The sequence below is a fragment of the Streptomyces sp. SUK 48 genome (genome assembly GCF_009650765.1).
Classification (GTDB): domain Bacteria; phylum Actinomycetota; class Actinomycetes; order Streptomycetales; family Streptomycetaceae; genus Streptomyces.
Window position 1 is genome coordinate 2,816,951 of sequence record NZ_CP045740.1, and the last position, 22,599, is coordinate 2,839,549.

Annotated in this window: 22 protein-coding genes; 2 read left to right on the forward strand and 20 right to left on the reverse strand. The window is 69.3% G+C overall.

Translation table 11 applies throughout. The features are described 5' to 3' along the window. The first annotated feature begins 9 nt into the window (after positions 1-9). Positions 10-582: a cob(I)yrinic acid a,c-diamide adenosyltransferase gene (locus tag GHR20_RS11785; protein ID WP_148023579.1), complete on the forward strand. Its 573-nt coding sequence runs from the start codon at positions 10-12 to the stop codon at positions 580-582. On the opposite strand, the gene GHR20_RS11790 is transcribed toward GHR20_RS11785, so the two are convergent. Beyond that, the gene (locus GHR20_RS11790) at positions 579-1,307 is read right to left on the reverse strand and encodes a DUF4097 family beta strand repeat-containing protein (RefSeq protein WP_153813141.1); all 729 of its coding nucleotides are present in this window, start codon (positions 1,305-1,307) and stop codon (positions 579-581) included. The genes GHR20_RS11785 and GHR20_RS11790 overlap by 4 nt on opposite strands. Before the next feature lie 230 nt (positions 1,308-1,537). Here GHR20_RS11790 and GHR20_RS11795 point away from each other — a divergent pair, with 230 nt between their 5' ends. After that, positions 1,538-3,373 carry a glycoside hydrolase family 18 chitinase gene (locus tag GHR20_RS11795; RefSeq protein WP_111584646.1) on the forward strand — a complete coding sequence of 612 codons (1,836 nt, stop codon included), beginning with the start codon at positions 1,538-1,540 and terminating at the stop codon, positions 3,371-3,373. Between the two features lie 40 nt (positions 3,374-3,413). Here GHR20_RS11795 and GHR20_RS11800 read toward each other — a convergent pair whose 3' ends face one another. The 19 genes from GHR20_RS11800 to rho form a co-directional block, all read right to left on the reverse strand. Continuing rightward, the gene (locus GHR20_RS11800; protein WP_111584647.1) at positions 3,414-3,860 is read right to left on the reverse strand and encodes a DUF2550 domain-containing protein; all 447 of its coding nucleotides are present in this window, start codon (positions 3,858-3,860) and stop codon (positions 3,414-3,416) included. A 153-nt stretch (positions 3,861-4,013) separates the two neighbouring features. Further along, positions 4,014-4,388, reverse strand: coding sequence for a F0F1 ATP synthase subunit epsilon (locus tag GHR20_RS11805; RefSeq protein ID WP_037656493.1), 375 nt, complete (start codon positions 4,386-4,388; stop codon positions 4,014-4,016). A gap of 110 nt (positions 4,389-4,498) precedes the next feature. Next, entirely contained in the window at positions 4,499-5,935 is a 1,437-nt protein-coding gene (gene atpD / locus GHR20_RS11810) for a F0F1 ATP synthase subunit beta (protein WP_153813142.1), read from the reverse strand. Then, on the reverse strand, positions 5,936-6,853 hold the full coding sequence (locus GHR20_RS11815; protein WP_153813143.1) for a F0F1 ATP synthase subunit gamma: 918 nt from the start codon (positions 6,851-6,853) through the stop codon (positions 5,936-5,938). It abuts the gene before it with no gap. 21 nt (positions 6,854-6,874) lie between these two features. Next, positions 6,875-8,467: a F0F1 ATP synthase subunit alpha gene (gene atpA / locus GHR20_RS11820; RefSeq protein WP_111584650.1), complete on the reverse strand. Its 1,593-nt coding sequence runs from the start codon at positions 8,465-8,467 to the stop codon at positions 6,875-6,877. 159 nt (positions 8,468-8,626) lie between these two features. Then, entirely contained in the window at positions 8,627-9,442 is an 816-nt protein-coding gene (locus GHR20_RS11825; protein WP_153813144.1) for a F0F1 ATP synthase subunit delta, read from the reverse strand. Continuing rightward, positions 9,439-9,984 carry a F0F1 ATP synthase subunit B gene (locus tag GHR20_RS11830; protein ID WP_037656500.1) on the reverse strand — a complete coding sequence of 182 codons (546 nt, stop codon included), beginning with the start codon at positions 9,982-9,984 and terminating at the stop codon, positions 9,439-9,441. The genes GHR20_RS11825 and GHR20_RS11830 overlap by 4 nt, the downstream gene beginning before the upstream one ends. A 41-nt stretch (positions 9,985-10,025) precedes the next feature. After that, the gene (gene atpE, locus GHR20_RS11835) at positions 10,026-10,253 is read right to left on the reverse strand and encodes an ATP synthase F0 subunit C (protein ID WP_037656501.1); all 228 of its coding nucleotides are present in this window, start codon (positions 10,251-10,253) and stop codon (positions 10,026-10,028) included. Between the two features lie 75 nt (positions 10,254-10,328). Then, a complete protein-coding gene (gene atpB / locus GHR20_RS11840) occupies positions 10,329-11,168 on the reverse strand; it encodes a F0F1 ATP synthase subunit A (protein WP_153813145.1) in 840 nt (279 codons plus the stop codon). A gap of 210 nt (positions 11,169-11,378) precedes the next feature. Further along, positions 11,379-11,819, reverse strand: a complete 441-nt coding sequence (locus GHR20_RS11845; RefSeq protein WP_111584654.1) for a hypothetical protein — start codon at positions 11,817-11,819, stop codon at positions 11,379-11,381. Positions 11,820-12,120: 301 nt separating this feature from the next. After that, on the reverse strand, positions 12,121-13,449 hold the full coding sequence (locus tag GHR20_RS11850; RefSeq protein ID WP_153813146.1) for an MraY family glycosyltransferase: 1,329 nt from the start codon (positions 13,447-13,449) through the stop codon (positions 12,121-12,123). Between the two features lie 186 nt (positions 13,450-13,635). After that, on the reverse strand, positions 13,636-14,874 hold the full coding sequence (glyA, locus tag GHR20_RS11855; protein WP_153813147.1) for a serine hydroxymethyltransferase: 1,239 nt from the start codon (positions 14,872-14,874) through the stop codon (positions 13,636-13,638). Between the two features lie 93 nt (positions 14,875-14,967). Next, a complete protein-coding gene (locus tag GHR20_RS11860) occupies positions 14,968-15,645 on the reverse strand; it encodes a protein-tyrosine-phosphatase (RefSeq protein WP_111584657.1) in 678 nt (225 codons plus the stop codon). Then, entirely contained in the window at positions 15,642-16,289 is a 648-nt protein-coding gene (locus tag GHR20_RS11865) for an L-threonylcarbamoyladenylate synthase (RefSeq protein WP_153813148.1), read from the reverse strand. Before GHR20_RS11865 ends, GHR20_RS11860 begins: the two co-directional genes overlap by 4 nt. A 50-nt stretch (positions 16,290-16,339) precedes the next feature. Beyond that, positions 16,340-17,185 carry a peptide chain release factor N(5)-glutamine methyltransferase gene (prmC, locus tag GHR20_RS11870; protein WP_153813149.1) on the reverse strand — a complete coding sequence of 282 codons (846 nt, stop codon included), beginning with the start codon at positions 17,183-17,185 and terminating at the stop codon, positions 16,340-16,342. A 37-nt stretch (positions 17,186-17,222) separates the two neighbouring features. Further along, complete coding sequence (prfA, locus tag GHR20_RS11875) at positions 17,223-18,290, reverse strand: peptide chain release factor 1 (RefSeq protein WP_085566571.1); 1,068 nt, start codon at positions 18,288-18,290, stop codon at positions 17,223-17,225. A 109-nt stretch (positions 18,291-18,399) separates the two neighbouring features. After that, positions 18,400-18,621, reverse strand: coding sequence for a 50S ribosomal protein L31 (rpmE, locus tag GHR20_RS11880; RefSeq protein ID WP_030042685.1), 222 nt, complete (start codon positions 18,619-18,621; stop codon positions 18,400-18,402). Between the two features lie 218 nt (positions 18,622-18,839). Beyond that, the gene (locus tag GHR20_RS11885) at positions 18,840-19,970 is read right to left on the reverse strand and encodes an LCP family protein (RefSeq protein ID WP_111584660.1); all 1,131 of its coding nucleotides are present in this window, start codon (positions 19,968-19,970) and stop codon (positions 18,840-18,842) included. Positions 19,971-20,291: 321 nt separating this feature from the next. Then, entirely contained in the window at positions 20,292-22,337 is a 2,046-nt protein-coding gene (gene rho / locus GHR20_RS11890; RefSeq protein WP_153813150.1) for a transcription termination factor Rho, read from the reverse strand. Positions 22,338-22,599: the final 262 nt, after the last annotated feature.

Consider the following 22,599-nt stretch of genomic DNA (forward strand, 5'->3'; position numbering starts at 1 on the left):
GCTGGGCCCATGGTCAATCTGACGCGTATCTACACCCGCACCGGCGACAAGGGCACCACGCACCTCGGCGACATGAGCCGGGTACCCAAGACGGACCTGAGGATCTCCGCGTACGCGGACTCCAACGAGGCCAACGCGGTCATCGGCACCGCGATCGCCCTGGGCGGCCTGGCCGAGGAGGTCGTCACGGTCCTCACCCGCGTGCAGAACGACCTGTTCGACGTGGGCGCGGACCTGTCGACCCCGGTGACGGAGAACCCCGAGTACCCCCCGCTGCGGGTCGAGCAGTTCTACATCGACCGCCTGGAGGCGGACTGCGACCGCTTCAACGAGCAGTTGGAGAAGCTGCGCTCCTTCATCCTCCCCGGCGGCACCCCGGGCGCGGCCCTGCTGCACCAGGCGTGCACGGTCGTCCGCCGCGCCGAGCGCTCCACCTGGGCGGCCCTGGAGGTGCACGGCGACGCCATGAACCCCCTCACCGCCACCTACCTCAACCGCCTCTCCGACCTGCTCTTCATCCTGGCCCGCGTCGCCAACAAGGCCACCGGCGACGTCCTGTGGGTACCGGGCGGCGAGCGCTAGCCCGCCGGCTTCACCGTCAGGTCGCCGTTCGTGGTCGTCAGGTCCAGGGTGTAACGGCCCGACGGGTCGTCCCGGAAGGCCACTTTCTTGTCGCCGTTGGTGGTGGCCGCCGATATCCGGTAGCGGGCGGATGGCAGGGTGAGCGTGAGATCTCCGCTGGAGCTGTGGGCCCGCACGTTCTGCGGGGTGGGCACCTGGACCGTCACATCGCCGTTCGACGTCTGCGCGGCGATGCCGGCCTTGGTGTTCTTCACGGTGACGTCGCCGTTGGCGGAGCGCAGTTTCACCGCGCCCGCCGCTCCGTTCACCACGACGTCGCCGTTGCTGGTGTGCACGTCGACCGCGCCGACGCCGTTCAGCACGAGGTCGCCGTTGCTGGTGCCGCCGGTCACCGGGAGGGCGGCGGGCACCGTCACGTCGTAGTCGACGGAGCACCGGTGGCCGCAGCCGGCGAGGGTCAGGACGCCGTGGTCGACATGGAAGCTCGTGCCGGTGGGCTTGTCGCCGCGGTAGAAGACCTTGCGGTGGACGGAGATCGCGGAGGCGTCCGCCGATGTCCGCGTCCGCACATTGCCGTTCCCGCTGTCGAGACGGATCGACGTCACCTTCTGGGACACCTCGGCGTCGTCCTTGAAGGTCTTCTGGTCGGCGACCGAGCACGCGGACAGGCCGCCGACGGTGAGTGCGGCCAGGGCCACGGCAGCGAGGAAGCGCGCGCGTCGCATGAAGAGTCCCCCGTATACAGCGCATCGGATCGTTGATCGGTCCCATCGATCGTACGCACCCCACCGCCTGCACTTCGCTGGGGAAAACCCCCCAATGCACAGGGGGCGTACAGGAGTTGGAATGGTCCAGACCTATTGACCCGTGGTCCAGACCTTTCTACCCTCGCAGCACCGTGGGCATGAAGGCTCAGTCATGCCCCCGTCACCCCCACTACCGAGGGAGGCGCTCGATGCGCTTCAGACACAAGGTCGCGGCAGGGCTCGCGACCCTGGTACTCCCCCTGGCCGGACTGGTCGGACTCGCGAGTCCCGCACCGGCCGCGAGCGCCCAGGCGGCCGGCGTCACCGCGAGCTTCACCAAGTCCAGCGACTGGGGCACCGGCTTCGGCGGCCAGTGGACCATCAAGAACGCCGGTACGGCCGCCGTCAGTTCATGGACCGTCGAATGGGACTTCCCCTCCGGCACGTCCGTGACGTCCGCCTGGGACGCCGACGTCACCAACTCCGCCAACCACTGGACGGCGAAGAACAAGTCCTACAACGGCACCCTCGCCCCCGGTGCCTCCGTCAGCTTCGGCTTCAACGGCGCCGGCTCCGGAAACCCGAGCAACTGCACGCTCAACGGCAGCAGCTGCGACGGCACGACGGCCCCCGGCGACTCCGCCCCGAGCGCCCCCGGCACCCCGACCGCCTCCGGCGTCGGCGACACCTCGGTGAAGCTCTCCTGGAGCGCGGCCACCGACGACAAGGGCATCAAGAACTACGACGTGCTGCGCGACGGCAAGGTCGTCGCCACCGTGACCACCACGTCGTACACCGACACCGGGCTCACCGCGGGCAGCGACTACTCCTACTCCGTGCAGGCCCGCGACACCGCGGGGCAGACCGGTCCGGCCAGCGCGGCGGTCGCCGTGCACACCACCGGCGGCGGCTCCACCACTCCCCCGCCGGCCGGCGGCAAGGTCAAGCTCGGCTACTTCACCGACTGGGGCATCTACGCCCGCAACTACAACGTGAAGAACCTGGTGACCTCCGGCTCCGCCGCCAAGATCACCCACATCAACTACGCCTTCGGCAACATCACCGGCGGCAAGTGCGCCATCGGCGACTCCTACGCCGACTACGACAAGGCGTTCACCGCCGACCAGGCCGTCAACGGCACCGCCGACACCTGGGACCAGCCGCTGCGCGGCAACTTCAACCAGCTGCGCGAGCTGAAGGCCAAGTACCCGAACCTCAAGGTCATCTGGTCCTTCGGCGGCTGGACCTGGTCCGGCGGCTTCGCCGACGCGGCCAAGGACCCGGCCGGCTTCGCCCAGTCCTGCTACAACCTCGTCAACGACCCGCGCTGGGCCGATGTGTTCGACGGCATCGACATCGACTGGGAGTACCCCAACAACTGCGGTCTGACCTGTGACACCAGCGGGCCCGAGGCGTTCAAGAACGTGATGGCCGCGCTGCGCGCCAAGTTCGGCTCCGGCAAGCTGGTCACCGCCGCGGTCTCCGCCGACGGCTCGAACGGCGGCAAGATCGACTCCGCCGACTACTCCGGCGCCTCCCAGTACGTCGACTGGTACAACGTGATGACGTACGACTTCTTCGGCGCCTGGGACGCGAAGGGCCCCACCGCCCCGCACTCCCCGCTCACCTCGTACAGCGGCATCCCGAAGGCCGGCTTCACCACCGCCGACGCGATCGCCAAGTACAAGGCGGCCGGTGTTCCCGCGGCCAAGCTGCTCATCGGCATCGGCTTCTACGGCCGCGGCTGGACCGGCGTCACCCAGGACGCCCCGGGCGGCACCGCCACCGGCCCGGCGGCCGGCACCTATGAGCAGGGCATCGAGGACTACAAGGTCCTCAAGTCCTCCTGCCCGGTCACCGGCACCGTCGCGGGCACCGCGTACGCCCACTGCGGCAGCAACTGGTGGTCGTACGACACCCCGTCGACCATCGCCGGGAAGATGAGCTGGGCCAAGACCCAGGGCCTGGGCGGCGCGTTCTTCTGGGAGTTCAGCGGCGACACCAGCGACGGCGAACTGGTGAACGCCATCAGCAGCAACCTGTAAGAAGCCCCGAAAGAAGCATCGCTCCAGCGGGTGGACGTGGTTACGCCACGTTCACCCGCTGTCCGGGTGGGGCCGCTTCCAGCCACGCGAGAAAACCGGTCAGCGCGTCCTCGCTCATCGCGAGTTCGAGGCGCGTGCCCCGGTGGACGCAGGCGAGGATCACCGCGTCGGACAGCAGCGCCAGTTCCTCCTCGCCCTCGGGCAGCCGGCGGCCGGCCACCTCGATCTGGGCGCGTTCCAGGACGCGGCGGGGGCGGATGGCGTAGGAGAAGACCCGGTACCACTCGATGCGGTCGCCGTTGTAGCGGGCGACGCCGTAGCTCCAGCCCTTGCCGCCGGTGTCCGGATTCTCGGCCACGTCCCAGCGCAGGGAGCAGTCGAAGGTCCCGCCCGAGCGCTGGATCAGCCGGCGGCGGAGGCCGAACAGGAACAGCCCGGCCACCACGAGCGCGACCACGATCCCGCACACAGTCAGAGCGAGGACCATCGGCACCGACCTCCTCGTCTCCTAAGTAGGGAACTGCTTCTACTACTGAGTAATGAAACGGAAAAAACACCTACATCTGCCTCAGCCGCGACCGGCACCGGATTGCTCCGGGCCGGCCGCGGCTGAGTGATGTCAACGTACCGCGCGGCTGGTTCAGCGCGCGGTCGCCGCACGAAGTCGGACGTCCGCGCGGCGCTCGGCGGCGGCGTCGCCCTCCGCCTTCGCGCGCTCGAGTTCCCGCTCCGTGCGCTGGACGTCGATCTCGTCCGACAGCTCGGCGATCTCGGCCAGCAGGGACAGCTTGTTGTCCGCGAACGAGACGAAACCGCCGTGCACCGCGGCGACGACCGTTCCGCCATCACTCGTACGGATGGTCACCGGGCCCGACTCCAGCACACCGAGCAGCGGCTGGTGACCGGGCATGACGCCGATGTCGCCGGAGGTGGTGCGCGCGACGACCAGGGTGGCCTCGCCGGACCAGACCTGGCGGTCCGCGGCGACCAGCTCGACGTGCAGCTCAGCAGCCAAGAGTGGCTCCTCGGGTCACCACCCGGCAGGGGTGCCGGGTGTTGGGGTCAATTCTAGTGGGCGTTGGTGAGGGGGCGGGACGCGCCCGCCCCCTCACAAGAGCGCGAGGCTCAGGAGACGCCGAGCTCCTTGGCGTTGGCCTTGAGGTCCTCGATGCCACCGCACATGAAGAACGCCTGCTCCGGGAAGTGGTCGTACTCACCGTCGCAGATCGCGTTGAACGCGGCGATCGACTCGTCCAGCGGCACGTCCGAACCGTCCACGCCGGTGAACTGCTTGGCGACGTGGGTGTTCTGGGACAGGAAGCGCTCCACGCGACGGGCACGGTGGACGACGAGCTTGTCCTCCTCGCCGAGCTCGTCGATACCGAGGATCGCGATGATGTCCTGCAGGTCCTTGTACTTCTGCAGGATGTTCTTCACACGCATGGCCGCGTTGTAGTGGTCCGCGGCGATGTACCGCGGGTCCAGGATGCGGGACGTCGAGTCCAGCGGGTCCACGGCCGGGTAGATGCCCTTCTCCGAGATCGGACGGGAGAGCACCGTCGTCGCGTCGAGGTGGGCGAAGGTGGTGGCCGGGGCCGGGTCGGTCAGGTCGTCCGCGGGGACGTAGATCGCCTGCATCGAGGTGATCGAGTGACCGCGGGTCGACGTGATGCGCTCCTGGAGGAGACCCATCTCGTCGGCCAGGTTCGGCTGGTAACCCACCGCGGACGGCATACGGCCGAGCAGCGTGGAGACCTCGGAACCGGCCTGCGTGAAGCGGAAGATGTTGTCGATGAAGAACAGCACGTCCTGCTTCTGGACGTCACGGAAGTACTCGGCCATGGTGAGGCCGGCCAGCGCGACGCGCAGACGGGTGCCCGGGGGCTCGTCCATCTGACCGAAGACAAGGGCGGTCTTGTCGATGACGCCCGAGTCGGTCATCTCCTCGATGAGGTCGTTGCCCTCACGGGTGCGCTCACCGACACCGGCGAACACGGAGACACCGTCGTGGTTGTTGGCGACACGGTAGATCATCTCCTGGATGAGCACCGTCTTGCCGACGCCGGCACCGCCGAACAGGCCGATCTTGCCGCCCTTGACGTACGGGGTGAGCAGGTCGATGACCTTGACGCCCGTCTCGAACATCTCGGTCTTCGACTCGAGCTCGTCGAAGTTCGGGGCCTTGCGGTGGATCGGCCAGCGCTCGCCCTGGTACTGCTCGTCGACGTTCAGCACCTCGCCAAGGGTGTTGAACACCTTGCCCTTGGTGAAGTCGCCGACCGGCACCGAGATCGGCGCGCCGGTGTCGGTGACCGCGGCCTGGCGGACCAGACCGTCGGTCGGCTGCATGGAGATGGTGCGGACCAGACCGTCACCCAGGTGCTGGGCGACCTCCAGGGTCAGCGTCTTCTTCTCGCCGGCGTTGGCCGGGTCGGAGACCTCGACGTGCAGCGCCTGGTAGATGTCCGGCATCGCGTCGACGGGGAACTCCACGTCGACGACCGGGCCGATGACCCGGGCGACGCGGCCCGTAGCCGTCGCGGTCTCAACAGTGGTGGTCATTTATCGGTCACTCCCCGCGGTCGCGTCGGCCAGGGCGCTGGCGCCACCGACGATCTCGCTGATTTCCTGGGTGATTTCGGCCTGGCGGGCCGCGTTGGCAAGACGGGACAGCGTGTTGATCAGCTCGCCCGCGTTGTCGGTGGCCGACTTCATCGCGCGCCGCGTGGCGGCGTGCTTGGAAGCGGCCGACTGGAGCAGCGCGTTGTAGATACGGCTCTCCACGTAGCGCGGCAGCAGGGCGTCGAGGACGTCCTCCGCCGAGGGCTCGAAGTCGTAGAGCGGCAGGATCTCGCCCTCGGACTTCGTCTCCTCGGCGACCTCTTCGAGGCGCAGCGGAAGCAGCCGTGCGTCGAGCGCGGTCTGCGTCATCATCGAGACGAACTCGGTGTAGACGATGTGGAGTTCATCCACGCCGCCCTCGGCCGTGTCCTTCTCGATGGCCTCGATCAGGGGTGCCGCGACCTTCTTCGCGTCGGCGTACGACGGCTCGTCGGTGAAGCCCGTCCACGACTCCGCGATCTTGCGCTCGCGGAAGTTGTAGTGGGCGACACCGCGCCGGCCGACGATGTACGCGTCGACCTGCTTGCCCTCGCGCTCCAGGCGCTCGGTCAGCTTCTCCGCCGCCTTGATGGCGTTGGAGTTGAAGGCGCCGGCCAGACCGCGGTCGCTCGTGAGGAGCAGGATCGCGGCACGGGTCGGGTTCTCCGCCTCCGTGGTGAGCGGGTGCTTGGTGTTCGACCCCGTACCGACCGCCGTGACCGCGCGCGTCAGCTCGGTCGCGTACGGCGTGGAGGCCGCCACCTTGCGCTGCGCCTTGACGACGCGCGAGGCGGCGATCATCTCCATCGCCTTGGTGATCTTCTTGGTCGCGCTGACGGATCGGATGCGACGCTTGTAGACCCGGAGCTGGGCTCCCATGAGTCAGGTCCCTTCCTTACGTCACTTGGCGGCAGCGGCAGGAGTGTCCTCGCCGAGCAGCTTGCCGTCCGAGGTCTCGAACTGCTTCTTGAACTCGGCCACCGCGTCGTCGATCGCCTGAATGGTGTCGTTCGACATCTTGGCGCCCTCCTTGATGGAGGTCATCAGGCCCTGGTGCTTGCGGTGCAGGAAGTCCAGCAGCTCCCGCTCGAAGCGGCGGATGTCGACGACCGGGACCTCGTCCATGCGGCCGTTGGTGCCGGCCCACACGGAAACGACCTGGTCCTCGGTGGCCATCGGCTGGTACTGGTCCTGCTTCAGCAGCTCGACCATGCGCTGACCGCGCTCCAGCTGCGACTTGGAGGCCGCGTCCAGGTCGGAACCGAAGGCGGCGAACGCCTCCAGCTCACGGAACTGGGCGAGGTCCACGCGCAGCCGGCCGGAGACCTGGCGCATCGCCTTGTGCTGGGCGGAGCCACCGACTCGGGAGACCGAGATACCGACGTTCAGCGCGGGACGCTGACCGGCGTTGAACAGGTCCGACTCCAGGAAGCACTGGCCGTCGGTGATGGAGATGACGTTGGTCGGGATGAACGCCGAGACGTCGTTGGCCTTGGTCTCGACGATCGGCAGACCGGTCATCGAACCGGCACCCATCTCGTCGGAGAGCTTGGCGCAGCGCTCCAGCAGACGCGAGTGCAGGTAGAAGACGTCGCCCGGGTAAGCCTCACGGCCCGGCGGGCGGCGCAGCAGCAGGGACACGGCGCGGTAGGCGTCGGCCTGCTTCGAGAGGTCGTCGAAGATGATGAGGACGTGCTTGCCCTCGTACATCCACTGCTGGCCGATGGCCGAACCGGTGTACGGCGCCAGGTACTTGAAGCCGGCCGGGTCGGACGCCGGGGCGGCGACGATGGTCGTGTACTCCAGCGCGCCGTTCTCCTCCAGCGAGCGGCGAACGCCCGCGATGGTGGAGCCCTTCTGGCCGATGGCGACGTAGATGCAGCGGACCTGCTTCTTCGGGTCGCCGGTGCGCCAGTTGTCGCGCTGGTTGATGATGGTGTCGACGGCCAGGGCGGTCTTGCCGGTCTGGCGGTCACCGATGATCAGCTGACGCTGACCACGGCCGATCGGGGTCATCGCGTCGACGGCCTTGTAGCCGGTCTCCATCGGCTCGTGCACCGACTTGCGCTGCATGACCGTGGGGGCCTGCAGCTCAAGGGCGCGGCGGCCGGACGTCTCGATCTCGCCGAGGCCGTCGATCGGGTTGCCGAGCGGGTCGACAACACGGCCGAGGTAGCCCTCGCCGACCGCGACGGAGAGCACCTCGCCGGTACGCGTGACCGGCTGGCCCTCCTCGACGCCACTGAACTCGCCGAGGACGATGGCACCGATCTCGCGCTCCTCGAGGTTGAGGGCGAGGCCGAGGGTGCCGTCCTCGAACTTCAGCAGTTCGTTGGCCATGGCCGAGGGAAGACCCTCGATCTTCGCGATGCCGTCGCCGGCAAGGGTGACCGTACCGACTTCCTCGCGCGAGGCCGCGTCCGGCTTGTACGACTGGACGAAGTTCTCCAGCGCGTCCCGGATCTCCTCCGGCCGGATCGTGAGCTCCGCCATCTGGGTTCCCTGCTCTCCTTGTTGGGCCCGAAGTTTCACTTTGGGGGGATGGGGACTCCCCCCAACAGGAGGTGAATCCTCTGCACGGCCCAACCAGGGCCGTATGTACGTACTGCTATTTCTGGTGTGTCGAGGTGCTGCGTCGCTGTCGCGTCGCCGCTAGCTCGCCATGCGGCGGGCGGCCTCGTCCAGGCGGTCCGCGAGCGAACCGTTGATGACCTCGTCACCGACCTGTACCCGCATACCGCCGACGACGTCGGGGTCCACGTCCAGGTTGAGGTGGATCCGGCGGCCGTAGAGCTTGCCGAGAGCGGCGCCGAGGCGCTGCTTCTGGGTGTCGCTCAGCGGTACCGCCGAGGTGACGACGGCGACCAGACGGTCCCGGCGCTCCGCGGCCAGCTTGGACAGGGACTCCAGTCCCGCTTCCAGGCTACGACCACGCGGCGCGGCCACGAGGCGCACGACCAGTCGCTCGGTGGCGGGCTTGGCCCGTCCGCCCAGCAGCCGGTTCAGCAGCTCGGTCTTGGCCGCGGCACCCGCGGTGCGGTCGGTCAGGGCGGCGCGCAGCTCGGTGCTGGAGGAGACGATCCGGCCGAACCGGAACAGCTCGTCCTCCACCTCGTCGAGGTTGCCACGCTTCTCCGCGGCGGTGAGGTCGGCGATGTCCGCCAGCTGCTCCGTCGCGTCCACCAGGTCGCGGGGCTGCGACCAGCGGGCGCGGGCCATCCCGGCCACCAGGTCGACGGCCACGCCGCTGACCTGGGCGCCGAGCAGGCGCTGGACGAGGGCCGCCTTGGCCTCTCCGGACTGCGCCGGGTCGGTGAGAACCCGGCGCAGGCCGGCCTCGCGGTCGAGCAGCGCGGTGACGGCCGCCAGCTCGTCGGCGAGCGCGGCCGCGTCCACGGACATGAAGTCCGTCAGCGCGTCGAGACGCTCCCGTGCGGCTGCCAGGGCCTCGCGGCTCGCTCCGTTCATCGCGCGGCCTCGGCCTTCTCCTCGAGCTCGTCGAGGAAGCGGTCGATCACACGGCTCTGCCGGGCGTGGTCCTCGAGGGACTCGCCGACGAGCTTGCCGGCCAGGTCGGTGGCGAGCTTGCCGACGTCCTGACGCAGCGTGGACGCGGCGGCCTTGCGGTCGGCCTCGATCTGGGTGTGACCGGCGGCGACGATCTCCTCGCGCTGCCGCTGACCCTCGGCCCGCATCTCCGCGATGAGCGTGGCACCCTGCTCCTGCGCCTCCTGGCGCAGTCGCGCGGCCTCGTGCCGTGCCTCGGCCAGCTGGGCCTTGTACTGCTCAAGGACGCTCTGGGCCTCGGTCTGCGCGGCCTCGGCCTTTTCGATACCGCCCTCGATGGCCTCGCGACGCTCTTCCAGAACCTTGTTGATGTTCGGGAGGAGCTTCTTGGCGAGGAAGCCGAAGACGATGACGAAGGCGATCAGGCCGATGACGAGCTCCGGCCACGGCGGAATGAGAGGGTTCTCCTTCTCCGCCGCAAACTGAACCCATGAGTGGGTCATCTCAGTGCCTTTCGTCGAATGGGCTGTCGCTGTCGTTCGACTCAGGAGTAGACGAACGGCATGACGAGGCCGATGAGGGCCAGCGCCTCACAGAACGCGAAGCCGAGGATCTGGTTGGAGCGGATCAGGCCCGCAGCCTCGGGCTGACGCGCGAGAGCCTGCGTGCCGTTACCGAAGATGATGCCGACGCCGACGCCGGGGCCGATGGCCGAAAGGCCGTAACCGACGGAGCTGAGCGAACCAGTGACAGCGGCAAGGGTCTGGGACATGCCAGTTCTTCCTTTTCTTTACGGACCGGTGGGGGGTTGGCCACCGGACGACCAGGGGTTTCGGGGCGGAGTGGCTCAGTGGTGCTCGGCGAGCGCGCCCTGGATGTAGGAGCAGGTCAGCAGGACGAAGACGTACGCCTGGACGGCCTGGATGAACAGCTCGAAGGCGGTCATGACGATCGTCATCACGAACGAGACGCCGGCGTAGGCGATACCGATGCCGTTCAGCATGTACCAGCTCGCGATCGTGAAGAGCACGATCAGCGTGTGGCCGGCGAACATGTTCGCGAACAGTCGGACGGCGTGGGTGAAGGGGCGGACCAGCAGGTTCGAGAACAGCTCGATGACCATGGCCAGCGGCAGCACCGCGCCGAGCGACTTGTCGTAGCCCGTGAAGTTCTTGAAGGCGCCGACGAAACCGTGCCGCTTGAAGGTGAGCGAGACCCAGAGGACGTAGACGATCGCGGCCAGCGCTGCCGGGTAGGCGATGATCGCCGTCACCGGGAACTGGGCGACCGGGATGATCGACCAGATGTTCATCATCCAGACGAAGAAGAAGAGAGAGACGATCAGAGGTACGTACTTCTCTCCTTCCTTCTTGCCGATGGTCTCGTAGACGACACCGCGGCGCACGAAGTCGTAGCCGGCCTCGCCGACCATCTGGAGCTTGCCCGGAACGACCTTGGCCTTGCCGAAGGCGGCCCAGAAGAAGCCCACGACGATGATGGAGCCGAGCAGGGCGAGGAGCATCGGCTTGTTGAAGTACAGGCCGTTCGTGTCCCCCCAGATCGGCTCGAAGAGGAACGAATGCAGGCCCGGAGCGACGGTCCCGAAGCCGCACCCGCTGAACAGGTGGCAGCTCGAGTCGAAAGCGAGCGTCTGCGTCGGATCAGCACTCACCGCGGGCTCCTTCATCGTGGCGCATAGGTACGGCAACCTCGTTGTGTCGGCGCGGCGTGCGGCCGCGGGTCGGCACGGGACTGGTGTGACGGATGTGGGGGCGGCTGGGGGGCATCTCGCCTCGCGATCGAACAGGCGTCAGCTCAGATGCCCGCGCCCGCGATGCCGCAGTTGGCACCGGACGATAGCAGCAAGCGTGCTGCGCCTTTATCCCGGCCCTACCTCTCACGACGAACGCCCTGTCTTTTCGGGCTTGTCACCCGAGGACGAGGCGTCCGGATCGACGTAGAGGGTCTTGGCCTTCATGTGCGCACGCGTCTGTGCGGTGATCCACGCGAGGGTGGCGACCACGAGCGTGATGGCGAAGGCACGCGGGTTGAAGAGCGTGGTGTTCTTGAACAGTGCGACGAAGATGACCAGCAGAAGCAGCTGGGCCGCGTAGAGCATCAGGCCCATCATCTGGAACAGCTGCGGAAAAGACTTGGCGGTGCGCTGGAGCACGTACAGACCGAGCCCCATGAACACGATCACGACCAGCGTCCCGACGACTGCCCCGATCGCTCCCTTGCCGCCCGCGACCACACCACTGACGACGGCGGCGAGCGCGCCGACGACAGCCGTGGGTACGGCGGCCTGGGCAAGGATCCGGGCGTCAGAAGACGGCATGGCGGCAACTCCGCTTTCACAGGGGGCAGGTGTCGTCATGGACGAGCGTAGTCCCGGGCTGAGCGATCGAGATCTCACACCAAAGGACCGTCGCACTACGGTCCGTCGGTTCTATCCCGGGTTCTCGTGAACAGTATCACAAACTATTTGATGAGGTCTTTACCTGGTAGGTGTGCTTGCTGTCACACATGAGAGTGACTCTGCACGTCTGATCAGAAACCAAGCCTCTTTGTCTGGTATTGGGGATCTTTGCTCCCCCACGACTTGGCAATGCTCTAGTCAGATTCTTACCTTGACCGTCCTAGGAACGATCAGGAAATCGCCCGCGAGTGCCGATTGCGGTCGCCCCGTTGACGCCGGACACACCGGCCGTGACGGGCGCGCGCTCCTCGGTCTCCGGCTCGTCCGCGCCGTCCCGCGCGGCCGCCTCCACGGCGAGTTCCGCTTCCGCCGCGGCCGCCCGCCGACGCCGGTAGCGCGGCGGCACGAAGCGCTGGGCCCACACCGGCACCCGCGGCGTGAAGCGCGGCAGGAGCAGCAGGACGAGGCCCACGGCGCTGAGGAAGACGACGCCGAGCACGATCCACATGGACGCCGAGTTGACCGAGTAGGCCAGCGCGCCGAAGGCGATCAGCGCCGACCAGAAGTACATGATCAGCACCGCGCGGCTGTGCGAGTGGCCGATCTCCAGCAGCCGGTGGTGCAGATGCCCGCGGTCCGCGGCGAACGGCGACTGCCCGCGCCAGGTGCGGCGCACGATGGCCAGCACCAGGTCGGCGGCGGGGATCGCGATGATCGTCAGCGGCATCAGCAGCGGGATGTAGACCGGCACCATCTGGTGCACGGTGGCGCGCTCGGAACCGGAGAACAGGTTCATCACGTCCGGGTCCACCTGACCCGTGATGGAGATGGCGCCCGCCGCCAGCACCAGGCCGATCAGCATGGAGCCGGAGTCGCCCATGAAGATGCGCGCCGGGTGCATGTTGTGCGGCAGGAAGCCCAGGCACATGCCCATCAGGATCGACGCGAACAGGGTGGCGGGGGCCGCGGCCTCGATGCCGTACGACACCCAGACGCGGTACGCGTACAGGAAGAACGCCACCGTCGCGATGCACACCATGCCGGCCGCGAGGCCGTCGAGGCCGTCCACGAAGTTCACGGCGTTGATCGTGATGACGACGAGCGCCACGGTCAGCAGGGTGCCCTGCCACTGGGTCAGCGCCACATTGCCGACGCCGGGGATGGGCAGCCACAGGATCGTCAGACCCTGCATCACCATGACGCCGGCGGCGATCATCTGGCCGCCGAGCTTGATCAGGGCGTCGATCTCGAACTTGTCGTCCAGGACGCCGATCAGCCAGATCAGGGCGGCGCCGGAGAGCAGCGCCCGCGGCTCGTTGGACTTCTCGAACACCCAGTTGAGGCTGGTCAGGTGGTCGGCGACCAGCAGGCCCGCGCACAGTCCGAAGAACATCGCGATCCCGCCGAGGCGCGGAGTGGGTTCCCGGTGCACGTCCCGGGCCCGGATCTCCGGCATCGCCCCCGCCACGATCGCGAACTTCCGCACCGGCCCTGTCAGCAGGTACGTCACCGCGGCCGTGATGCAGAGCGTCAGCAGGTATTCACGCACGGGCTTCCCCACAGGTCTCGCTGGCCATCACAGCCCCACAGCCTAGCGGCGGGCGTATACGGATGAGGACTTACGGGTAGCCAGGATGGTTGCAGACCTCCCTGTGACCCTCGCTGTGAACCCTCGCCGTGTCCGGACCGTCCCCGTTGGCACGACTGCCCCCGATGTCGGTGCGACCGCCCCTGATCAGCCCGGATACGGCGGGAACGCCCCGGTCAGCTCGCGCACCTCGGCCCGCGCCCCGGCCGGTTCCGGGTGTCCGCGCACCACCGCGGCGAGCAGTTTCGCGATCCGCTCCATCTCCGGCTCGCCCATGCCCTGGGTGGTCACCGCGGCGGTTCCCAGGCGCAGGCCCCGGCCGTCGCCGTGCGGCAGCGCGCAGCAGTCCAGGACGATCCCGGCGGCGGCGAGCCGGCCGCGGGCGGTGCGGCCCTCCACGCCGAGCGGCGCCGTGTCGGCGGTGATCAGATGGGTGTCCGTGCCGCCGGTGGTGACGGTGAGCCCCTCCTCGGCGAGGCGGCCGGCCAGGGTGCGGGCGTTGGCGACCACCTGGTGCGCGTACGTCGCGAACGCCGGGGTCGCGGCCTCGCCGAACGCGACGGCCTTCGCGGCGATGGTGTGCATCTGCGCCCCGCCCTGGGTGAACGGGAACACCGCCCGGTCCACCCGCTCGGCCAGTTCGGCGCCGCACAGGATCATGCCGCCGCGCGGACCGCGCAGCACCTTGTGCGTGGTGGCGCAGACGATGTCGGCGTACGGCACCGGGTTCGGGGCGGCGCCGCCCGCGACGAGGCCGATGGGGTGGGCGGCGTCCGCGATCAGATAGGCGCCCACCTCGTCGGCGACCTCGCGGAAGAAGGCGTAGTCGAGGTGCCGGGGGTAGGCGATGGAGCCGCACACGATCGCCTTGGGGCGGCGGTTGCGGGCCAGGTGGCGTACCTGGTCGTGGTCGATCAGCCCGGTCTCCGCGTCGACGCCGTAGCCGACGAAGTCGAACCAGCGGCCGGAGAAGTTGGCCGGGGAGCCATGGGTGAGGTGACCGCCGTACGGCAGGCCCAGGGCGAGGACGGTGTCACCGGGGCGCAGCAGGGCGGCGTACGCCGCGAGGACGGCGGAGGAGCCGGAGTGGGCCTGTACGTTCGCGTGCCGGGCCCCGAACAGCGCGCACGCCCGCTCCGCGGCCAGCCGCTCGGCCATGTCCACGATCTCGCAGCCGCCGTGGTGGCGGGCGCCGGGGTAGCCCTCGGCGTACTTGTTCGCCAGCGGCGACCCGAGGGCGGCGAGCACGGCGCGGGAGGTGAAGTTCTCCGCCGCGATGAGCTGGAGCGACGTCGACTGCCGGCGCAGCTCCCCCATCAGGATCTCGGCCACCTCCGGGTCCTGTTCCCGCAGGACATCGGCCTCGTGCAGGGTGATGACCGACATGACGGGCTCCGGGCGGTCGACGGTGACGTATCCCCAATGTAGGCCGGGGTCCGCCGACCGGCGCGGCGTGCGGCGCCGGGCCGGTGCCCGGCCCTACATCCGGGCCGGCACTCCGGTGAGCGCCGTGACGACCGGGTCCAGCGCGTCCCGTATCTCGTCGCCGATGGAGCGGAAGAACGGCAGGGGCGCGCCGTAGGGGTCGTAGACCTCGTCGGCCTCGGCCGTGGGGGCCAGGAGCCAGCCGCGCAGGGCGGCGGCGGCGCGGACCAGGGCGCGGGCGCGCATGACGAGGCCGTCCTCCAGGGGCGGCAGCGTCGCGGGGTCGATCGCGCGGACCAGGCGCGTGAACTCCTTGAGCGTGAAGGTGCGCAGGCCCGCCGAGTGCCCCATGGAGATGACCTGGGCGCGGTGGTCGCGGGTCGCGGTCAGGACCAGGTCGGCCCGGATGACGTGCTCGTCGAGCAGTTCCCGGCCCATGAAGCCGGAGGCGTCCGCGCCGAACTCGGCCAGCACGGTCTCCGCGTTGGTCTCCATGGGCGCGCCCTCATGGCCCCAGGTGCCCGCGCTCTCCACGATCAGCCCGCCGCCGAGCACCCCGAGGCGCTCGGCGACGAAATGCCGGGTCAGCCGCTCGGTGATGGGCGAGCGGCACACATTGCCGGTACTGACGTGGAGGATGCGGAAGCTGTCGCGCGGAAACCCGAACGTCGTCGTCTCCTCCGCGAGGCGCTCCCCGATGCCTATGCCACGCCCCGCCGCAGGGGCCGTCAATTCGCCACCTCGAGGTCGGGTACGACCTTGCGCAGCTCGTCCACCGAGATGGCGCCCTCGCGCAGCAGCACCGGCACGTCGCGGGAGACGTCCACGATGGACGAGGGCACGTTGCCCGGGGTCGGGCCGCCGTCGAGGTAGACGGAGACGGAGTCGCCGAGCATGTCCTGGGCGGCGTCACAGGTCTCCGGCGACAGGTGCCCGGTGAGGTTGGCGGAGGACACGGCCATCGGGCCGACCTCGGTGAGCAGCTCGATGGCGACCGGGTGCAGCGGCATGCGTACGGCGACCGTGCCCCGGGTGTCGCCGAGGTCCCACTGGAGGGACGGCTGGTGCTTGGCGACCAGCGTCAGGGCGCCCGGCCAGAACGCGTCGACCAGTTCCCAGGCCATCTCGGAGAAGTTGGTGACCAGGCCGTGCAGGGTGTTCGGGGAGCCGATGAGCACGGGGGTGGGCATGGTGCGGCCCCGGCCCTTGGCGGCGAGCAGATCGGCGACGGCCTCGGAGGAGAACGCGTCGGCGCCGATGCCGTAGACCGTGTCGGTCGGCAGCACCACCAGCTCGCCCCGGCGGACGGCGGACGCGGCTTCGCGCAGACCCGTGGCGCGGTCGGTCGCGTCGTTGGTGTCGTATCGCCGTGCCATTTAACGGGCCTCCTCGTACACAGACTGCGGGGGTGAAGTCTCGGTGCTGCTCACGGCAGCGCCTTGCGGGCGGTGGCGAACCGCGGCCGGTTGTTGAGGTCGGGGTGATCGGCCGCGTCGGCCCAGCCCCGCTCCTCGGTGAAGATCCACGGCACCTGTCCGCCCTGGGTGTCGGCATGCTCGATGACGACGACCCCGCCGGGCCGCAGCAGCCGGTGCGCGGTGCGCTCGATGCCGCGGATCAGGTCGAGCCCGTCCTCCCCCGAGAACAACGCGAGTTCGGGGTCGTAGTCGCGGGCTTCGGGGGCGACGTACTCCCATTCGGTGAGCGGGATGTACGGCGGGTTGGAGATGACCAGGTCGACCTGGCCGTCCAGGTCGGGGAACGCGCTCAGGGCGTCGCCCTGGCGCAGGTCGACCCTGGACCCCTCCACGTTCTTGCGGGTCCAGCGCAGCGCGTCCTCGGACAGCTCCACGGCGTGCACCCGGGACCGCGGCACCTCCTGGGCGAGGGCGAGCGCGATGGCCCCGGAGCCGGTGCACAGGTCGACGATGCACGGCTCCACCACGTCCATGGCGCGCACCGCGTCTATGGCCCAGCCGACCACCGACTCGGTCTCCGGCCGGGGCACGAACACGCCCGGCCCGACCTGGAGTTCCAGGTAGCGGAAGTAGGCCCGCCCGGTGATGTGCTGGAGCGGCTCGCGCTGCTCGCGCCGGGCGATGGCCTCCCAGTACCGGGCGTCGAAGTCCGCGTCCTTCACGGAGTGCAGTTCGCCGCGCTTGACGCCGTGCACGAACGCGGCGAGCTCCTCCGCGTCGGTGCGCGGCGAGGGCACGCCGGCGTCGGCCAGCCGCTGGGTGGCCTGGGCCACCTCCGATAGCAGCAGGTTCACGCGAGTCCTCCGGAAGTCAGCAAATCCTCGTGGTTCCTTACGCGGCCGCGAGCTTCGCCGCGGAGTCGGCGTCGACACACGCCTGGATGACCGCGTCGAGCTCGCCGTCCAGGACCTGGTCCAGGTTGTACGCCTTGAAGCCGACACGGTGGTCGGAGATGCGGTTCTCCGGGAAGTTGTACGTACGGATCTTCTCGGAGCGGTCGACGGTGCGGACCTGGCTGCGGCGGGCGTCCGCGGCCTCCCGCTCCGCCTCTTCCTGGGCCGCGGCGAGCAGCCTGGAGCGCAGGATACGCAGGGCCTGCTCCTTGTTCTGGAGCTGGCTCTTCTCGTTCTGGCAGGAGGCGACGACACCCGTGGGCAGGTGGGTGATGCGCACCGCGGAGTCCGTGGTGTTGACGGACTGGCCGCCGGGACCGGAGGAGCGGTAGACGTCGATGCGGAGGTCGTTCGGGTTGATCTCCACGTCCACCTCCTCGGCCTCGGGGGTGACGAGGACACCGGCGGCGGAGGTGTGGATACGACCCTGGGACTCGGTGGCCGGCACGCGCTGCACGCGGTGCACACCGCCCTCGTACTTCAGCCGCGCCCACACGCCCTGGCCGGGCTCGGTCTGCCCGCGGGTCTTCACCGCGACCTGGACGTCCTTGTAGCCGCCCAGCTCGGACTCGGTGGCGTCGATGATCTCGGTCTTCCAGCCGACGCGCTCCGCGTAACGCAGGTACATGCGCAGCAGGTCGCCGGCGAACAGCGCCGACTCGTCGCCGCCCGCGCCCGCCTTGATCTCCAGGATGACGTCCTTCTCGTCACTGGGGTCACGCGGGACGAGCAGCAGGCGCAGCTTCTCGGTGAGCTCCTCGCGCTGCTGCTCCAGCTCCTTGACCTCGGCGGCGAAGTCCGGGTCGTCGGCGGCCAGTTCGCGCGCGGTCTCGATGTCGTCGCCGGCCTGCTTCCAGGAGCCGTACGTGCCGACGATCGGGGTCAGCTCGGCATAGCGCTTGTTCAGCTTGCGCGCGTTCGCCTGGTCGGCGTGGACCGACGGGTCGGCGAGCTTCGTCTCGAGGTCGGCGTGCTCGGCGACGAGGTCCTCGACTGCCTCGAACATCTTTCGGCTCCTGTACTGCGGTGAAGGGAAGGGGCGGGCGACCAAAAACGCCGGTCCCGGACGCACGCCCGCGTGGGCGTACGGCCGTGGACCGGCGAATGGGGGCTCGCTACTTCTTGGAGCCGGCGGCCTTGCCGAAGCGGGCCTCGAAGCGGGCCACACGGCCACCGGTGTCGAGGATCTTCTGCTTGCCCGTGTAGAACGGGTGGCACTCGGAGCAGACCTCGGCACGGATGGTGCCGGAGTCGATGGTGCTACGAGTGGTGAACGACGCGCCACAGGTGCAGCTGACCTGGGTCTCGACGTACTCGGGGTGGATGTCGCGCTTCAAGGTTTCTCCTAGGTTTCGGGAGGGCTCCGGGTCGCCGCCGCGGGCTGCGGGGACGTGAACCGGGGCCGACGTACCAGTCTGCCAGGACTGGGGCCATCCCCCAAAACCGGGGGTGCGCCTGTTCTATTCCGCCGGTGGTCCGGCGGGCTTCGCGTCGCGGTCCGGCGGGCTTCGCCGGGTGGTCCGGCGCTCTTCCCGGGCGCCTCGACGGCCGTACGTCAGCCGCTGACCACGCCGTCGGCCTCGCCCGTGGCCGTGCCCTTCGTGGCCGACCTCGGGATCGGGCGGTCGTTCTTCAGCGCGTCCCACACCAGGTGGGCCTTCGACTTCTCCAGCAGGACGCGGTTGGGGTCGGCCGGGTCGTACTGGACAGGCATGGTGACCATGGTCATGTGCCGGGAGTCGATGCCCTTGAGGCCGTCGGCGAAGTCGACGAGGGAGTTGACCGAGCCGAGGTCGGAGTCGGTGGTGACGGCCTTGGTGGCGGTGTCGGCGAGGTCGTACAGCTTCTTCGGGTCGCTGAAGACGCCGACGCTCTTGACCTGGCCGAGCAGTGCCTTGACGAATGCCTGCTGGAGCTGGATGCGGCCGAGGTCGGAGCCGTCGCCGACGCCGTGCCGGGTGCGGACCAGGCCGAGGGCCTGCTGCCCGTCGAGGGTGTGCGTGCCGGCCTTGAGGTCCAGGTGGCTCTGCGGGTCGGCGATGGCCTTGGTGGTGGTCACCGGGACGCCGCCGAGGTCGTCGATGAGCCTCTGGAAGCCCGCGAAGTCGACCTCCAGGTAGTGGTCCATGCGGATACCGGTGAGGGACTCGACGGACTTCACGGCGCAGGCCGCGCCGCCGGTGGAGTACGCCTCGTTGAACATCACGGCGCTCGCGGCCGGGTGCGTGGTGCCCTTGGTGTCGGTGCACGCGGGGCGGTCCACCAGGGTGTCCCGGGGTATGGAGACCACGCTGGCCTTCTTGTGGCCCTGGTAGACGTGCACGATCATCGCGGTGTCGGAGCGGGCGCTGCCGTCGTCCGTGCCGCCGCCGAGCTTCTTGTTGGAGCCGGAGCGGGTGTCGGAGCCGAGGACCAGGATGTTCTCGGAGCCGTTGTCGATCTTCGTGGGGCGGTTCTTGCCGAGGACCTGGTCGATGTCGACGCTGTGCAGGTTGCCGTTGAGCTTGAAGTACAGGAACCCGGCTCCGGCGCCGCCGAGCACCAGGACGCCCGCGGCCGTCCAGGCCGTCGCCAGCAGGGCCTTGCGGCCGGCGCTGCGGGGCTTGCGGCGTCGCCCCCGGCCGCCGCGGCCGGGCGGCTGGGCGCCGGGCTGGGGTATCGGTTCCGGCATGCTCTCGGCGGACACGGCACTCCTAGGTCTCGTCGATCGGTTACCCCCTGCTGTCAGGGTCAGGCGCGGTCATCACCGCTCCATCGTCCCCCCGTGCGGTAGGACGGAGAAACTCGGGACAGCGTTGCACAACGCAGAGTGCCCACCGCGTGGGGCGATGGGCACCGTGTGTAGTCGGCCGCGCCGGGGTTACGGCGCTCACCTGCGGCTTTGTCGTCGGTTGTCGTATGTTTCCGATCAGGTGCGGAACGTGACCCTTGTGGCAAAGGTCTCGCTCCGCACACGACGGAGGCCGCCCCCGCGGGGACGGCCTCGGTCAGCTGGATCCGGTGACTTCTAGTCGCCGTTCCCGGGGGTCGGCGTCGTCTTCTGGATCTGCATCAGGAACTCGATGTTCGACTTGGTCTGCTTCATCTTGTCCAGCAGCAGCTCGATCGCCTGCTGCTGGTCCAGGGCGTGCAGCACCCGGCGCAGCTTCCAGACGATGCCCAGCTCCTCGGCGCCCAGCAGGATCTCTTCCTTACGGGTACCGGACGCGTCCACGTCCACCGCCGGGAAGATGCGCTTGTCGGCGAGCTTGCGGTCGAGCTTGAGCTCCATGTTGCCGGTGCCCTTGAACTCCTCGAAGATCACCTCGTCCATGCGGGAGCCGGTGTCCACGAGGGCCGTCGCCAGGATGGTGAGCGAGCCGCCGTCCTCGATGTTGCGCGCGGCGCCGAAGAAGCGCTTCGGCGGGTACAGCGCGGTCGAGTCGACACCACCGGACAGGATGCGGCCGGAGGCCGGCGCCGCGAGGTTGTAGGCACGGCCCAGACGCGTGATGGAGTCCAGCAGCACGACCACGTCGTGGCCCAGCTCCACCAGGCGCTTGGCGCGCTCGATGGCGAGCTCGGCGACCGTGGTGTGGTCCTCGGCCGGGCGGTCGAAGGTCGAGGAGATGACCTCGCCCTTGACCGACCGCTGCATGTCGGTGACCTCTTCCGGACGCTCGTCGACCAGGACGACCATCAGGTGGCACTCGGGGTTGTTGTGCGTGATCGCGTTGGCGATCGCCTGCATGATCATGGTCTTGCCGGTCTTCGGCGGGGCCACGATCAGACCGCGCTGGCCCTTGCCGATCGGCGACACGAGGTCGATGATCCGGGTCGTCAGCACGCCCGGGTCCGTCTCCAGGCGGAGGCGGTCCTGCGGGTACAGCGGCGTCAGCTTGTTGAACTCCGGGCGGCCGCGGCCGTGTTCGGGCGCCATGCCGTTGACGGAGTCGAGGCGGACGAGCGCGTTGAACTTCTCGCGGCGCTCCCCGTCCTTCGGCTGGCGGACCGCACCGGTGAGGTGGTCACCCTTGCGCAGGCCGTTCTTGCGGACCTGGGCGAGGGAGACGTACACGTCGTTCGGGCCCGGCAGGTAGCCGGAGGTCCGGATGAAGGCGTAGTTGTCGAGGATGTCCAGGATGCCCGCGACGGGGATCAGGACGTCGTCGTCGGTGACCTGCGGCTCGGCGATCTCGTCGCGGCCACGACGACCACGGCGGTCGCGGTAGCGCCCGCGCCGGCCGCGCCGGCCGCCCTCGAAGTCGTCGTCGTCCTGCTGCTGCCGGTCCTGACGGCCGCCCTGCTGCTGCGGCTGCTGGCGCTGGCCGCCGCCCTGCTGGTCGTCGCCCTTGTTGCGGCGGTCGCCACGGTCACCGCGCTCGCCGCGCTCACTACGGTCGCCACGCTCACCGCGCTCGCCCCGCTCACTGCGGTCCCCGCGCTCACGGCCGCGCTCACGGCGGTCGCGGCGGCCGCGGCCCTCGCCGTCACCGGCGTCGTTCTTCGCGGACTCGCCCTGCTGCTGCGGCTGCTGGGCGGACGCGTCGGCCTTGGAGTCGCTCTTCGCGTCCGTACGGGCCTCGGTCTTCGCCTCGGCGGCGGCCGGCTCGGCGGGGCTGCCGGCCTCGGCGGTGGCACGGCGGCGACGGCGCTCGGTCGGCGCGTCCTCGCTGGCAGGCTGGCCGGGAATCTCGATCTGCTGCTGCGCCTTCTCGGCGGGGGCCTCGGACTTGGCCGCCTTCTGCGCGCCGTCGGCGCTCTCGCCGGTGCGGGCCTTGGAGGTGGCCCGGCGCTTCGGCTTGGTCTCGGCGGCGGCCTCGGCCTTGGGGGCGCTGCCCTGGGCCTGCGCCTCCTTGATGACCTCGATCAGCTGGCTCTTGCGCATCCGCGCGGTGCCCCTGATACCGAGGCCCGAGGCGACCTGCTGCAGCTCGGCCAGCACCATGCCCTCAAGGCCGGTACCCCGGCGCCGCCGGGAGCCGGCACCGGTGGCAGGCGCGGAGGCGTCCGTGGCGGGCGCGGCAGCGGTCTCCTCGACACGTGCGCCCATCAGATCGGTGGTGTCGCTCACGAAGGGTCCTTCCCTGGAGCGGACGTCGGCCTGTCTGGCTCGGCGACCGGTTGTGCTGTCCGACTACGGTCCTGTCTTCGTGAACCGTGCCGGGGCGGTGGTCCGCCAACGCGGCGGAAGAGAAATGTGCGGTGACGGCGCTTCCGCGAGCCGTGACACCCGGTGTCACGTGGCGTGGTAGCACCTGTTCCGGAGCATGCCCTGCGGCCGGCTCAGTGCTCGCATACGACGTACTGCCCAGGTACGGCGCGCGGAACACGGA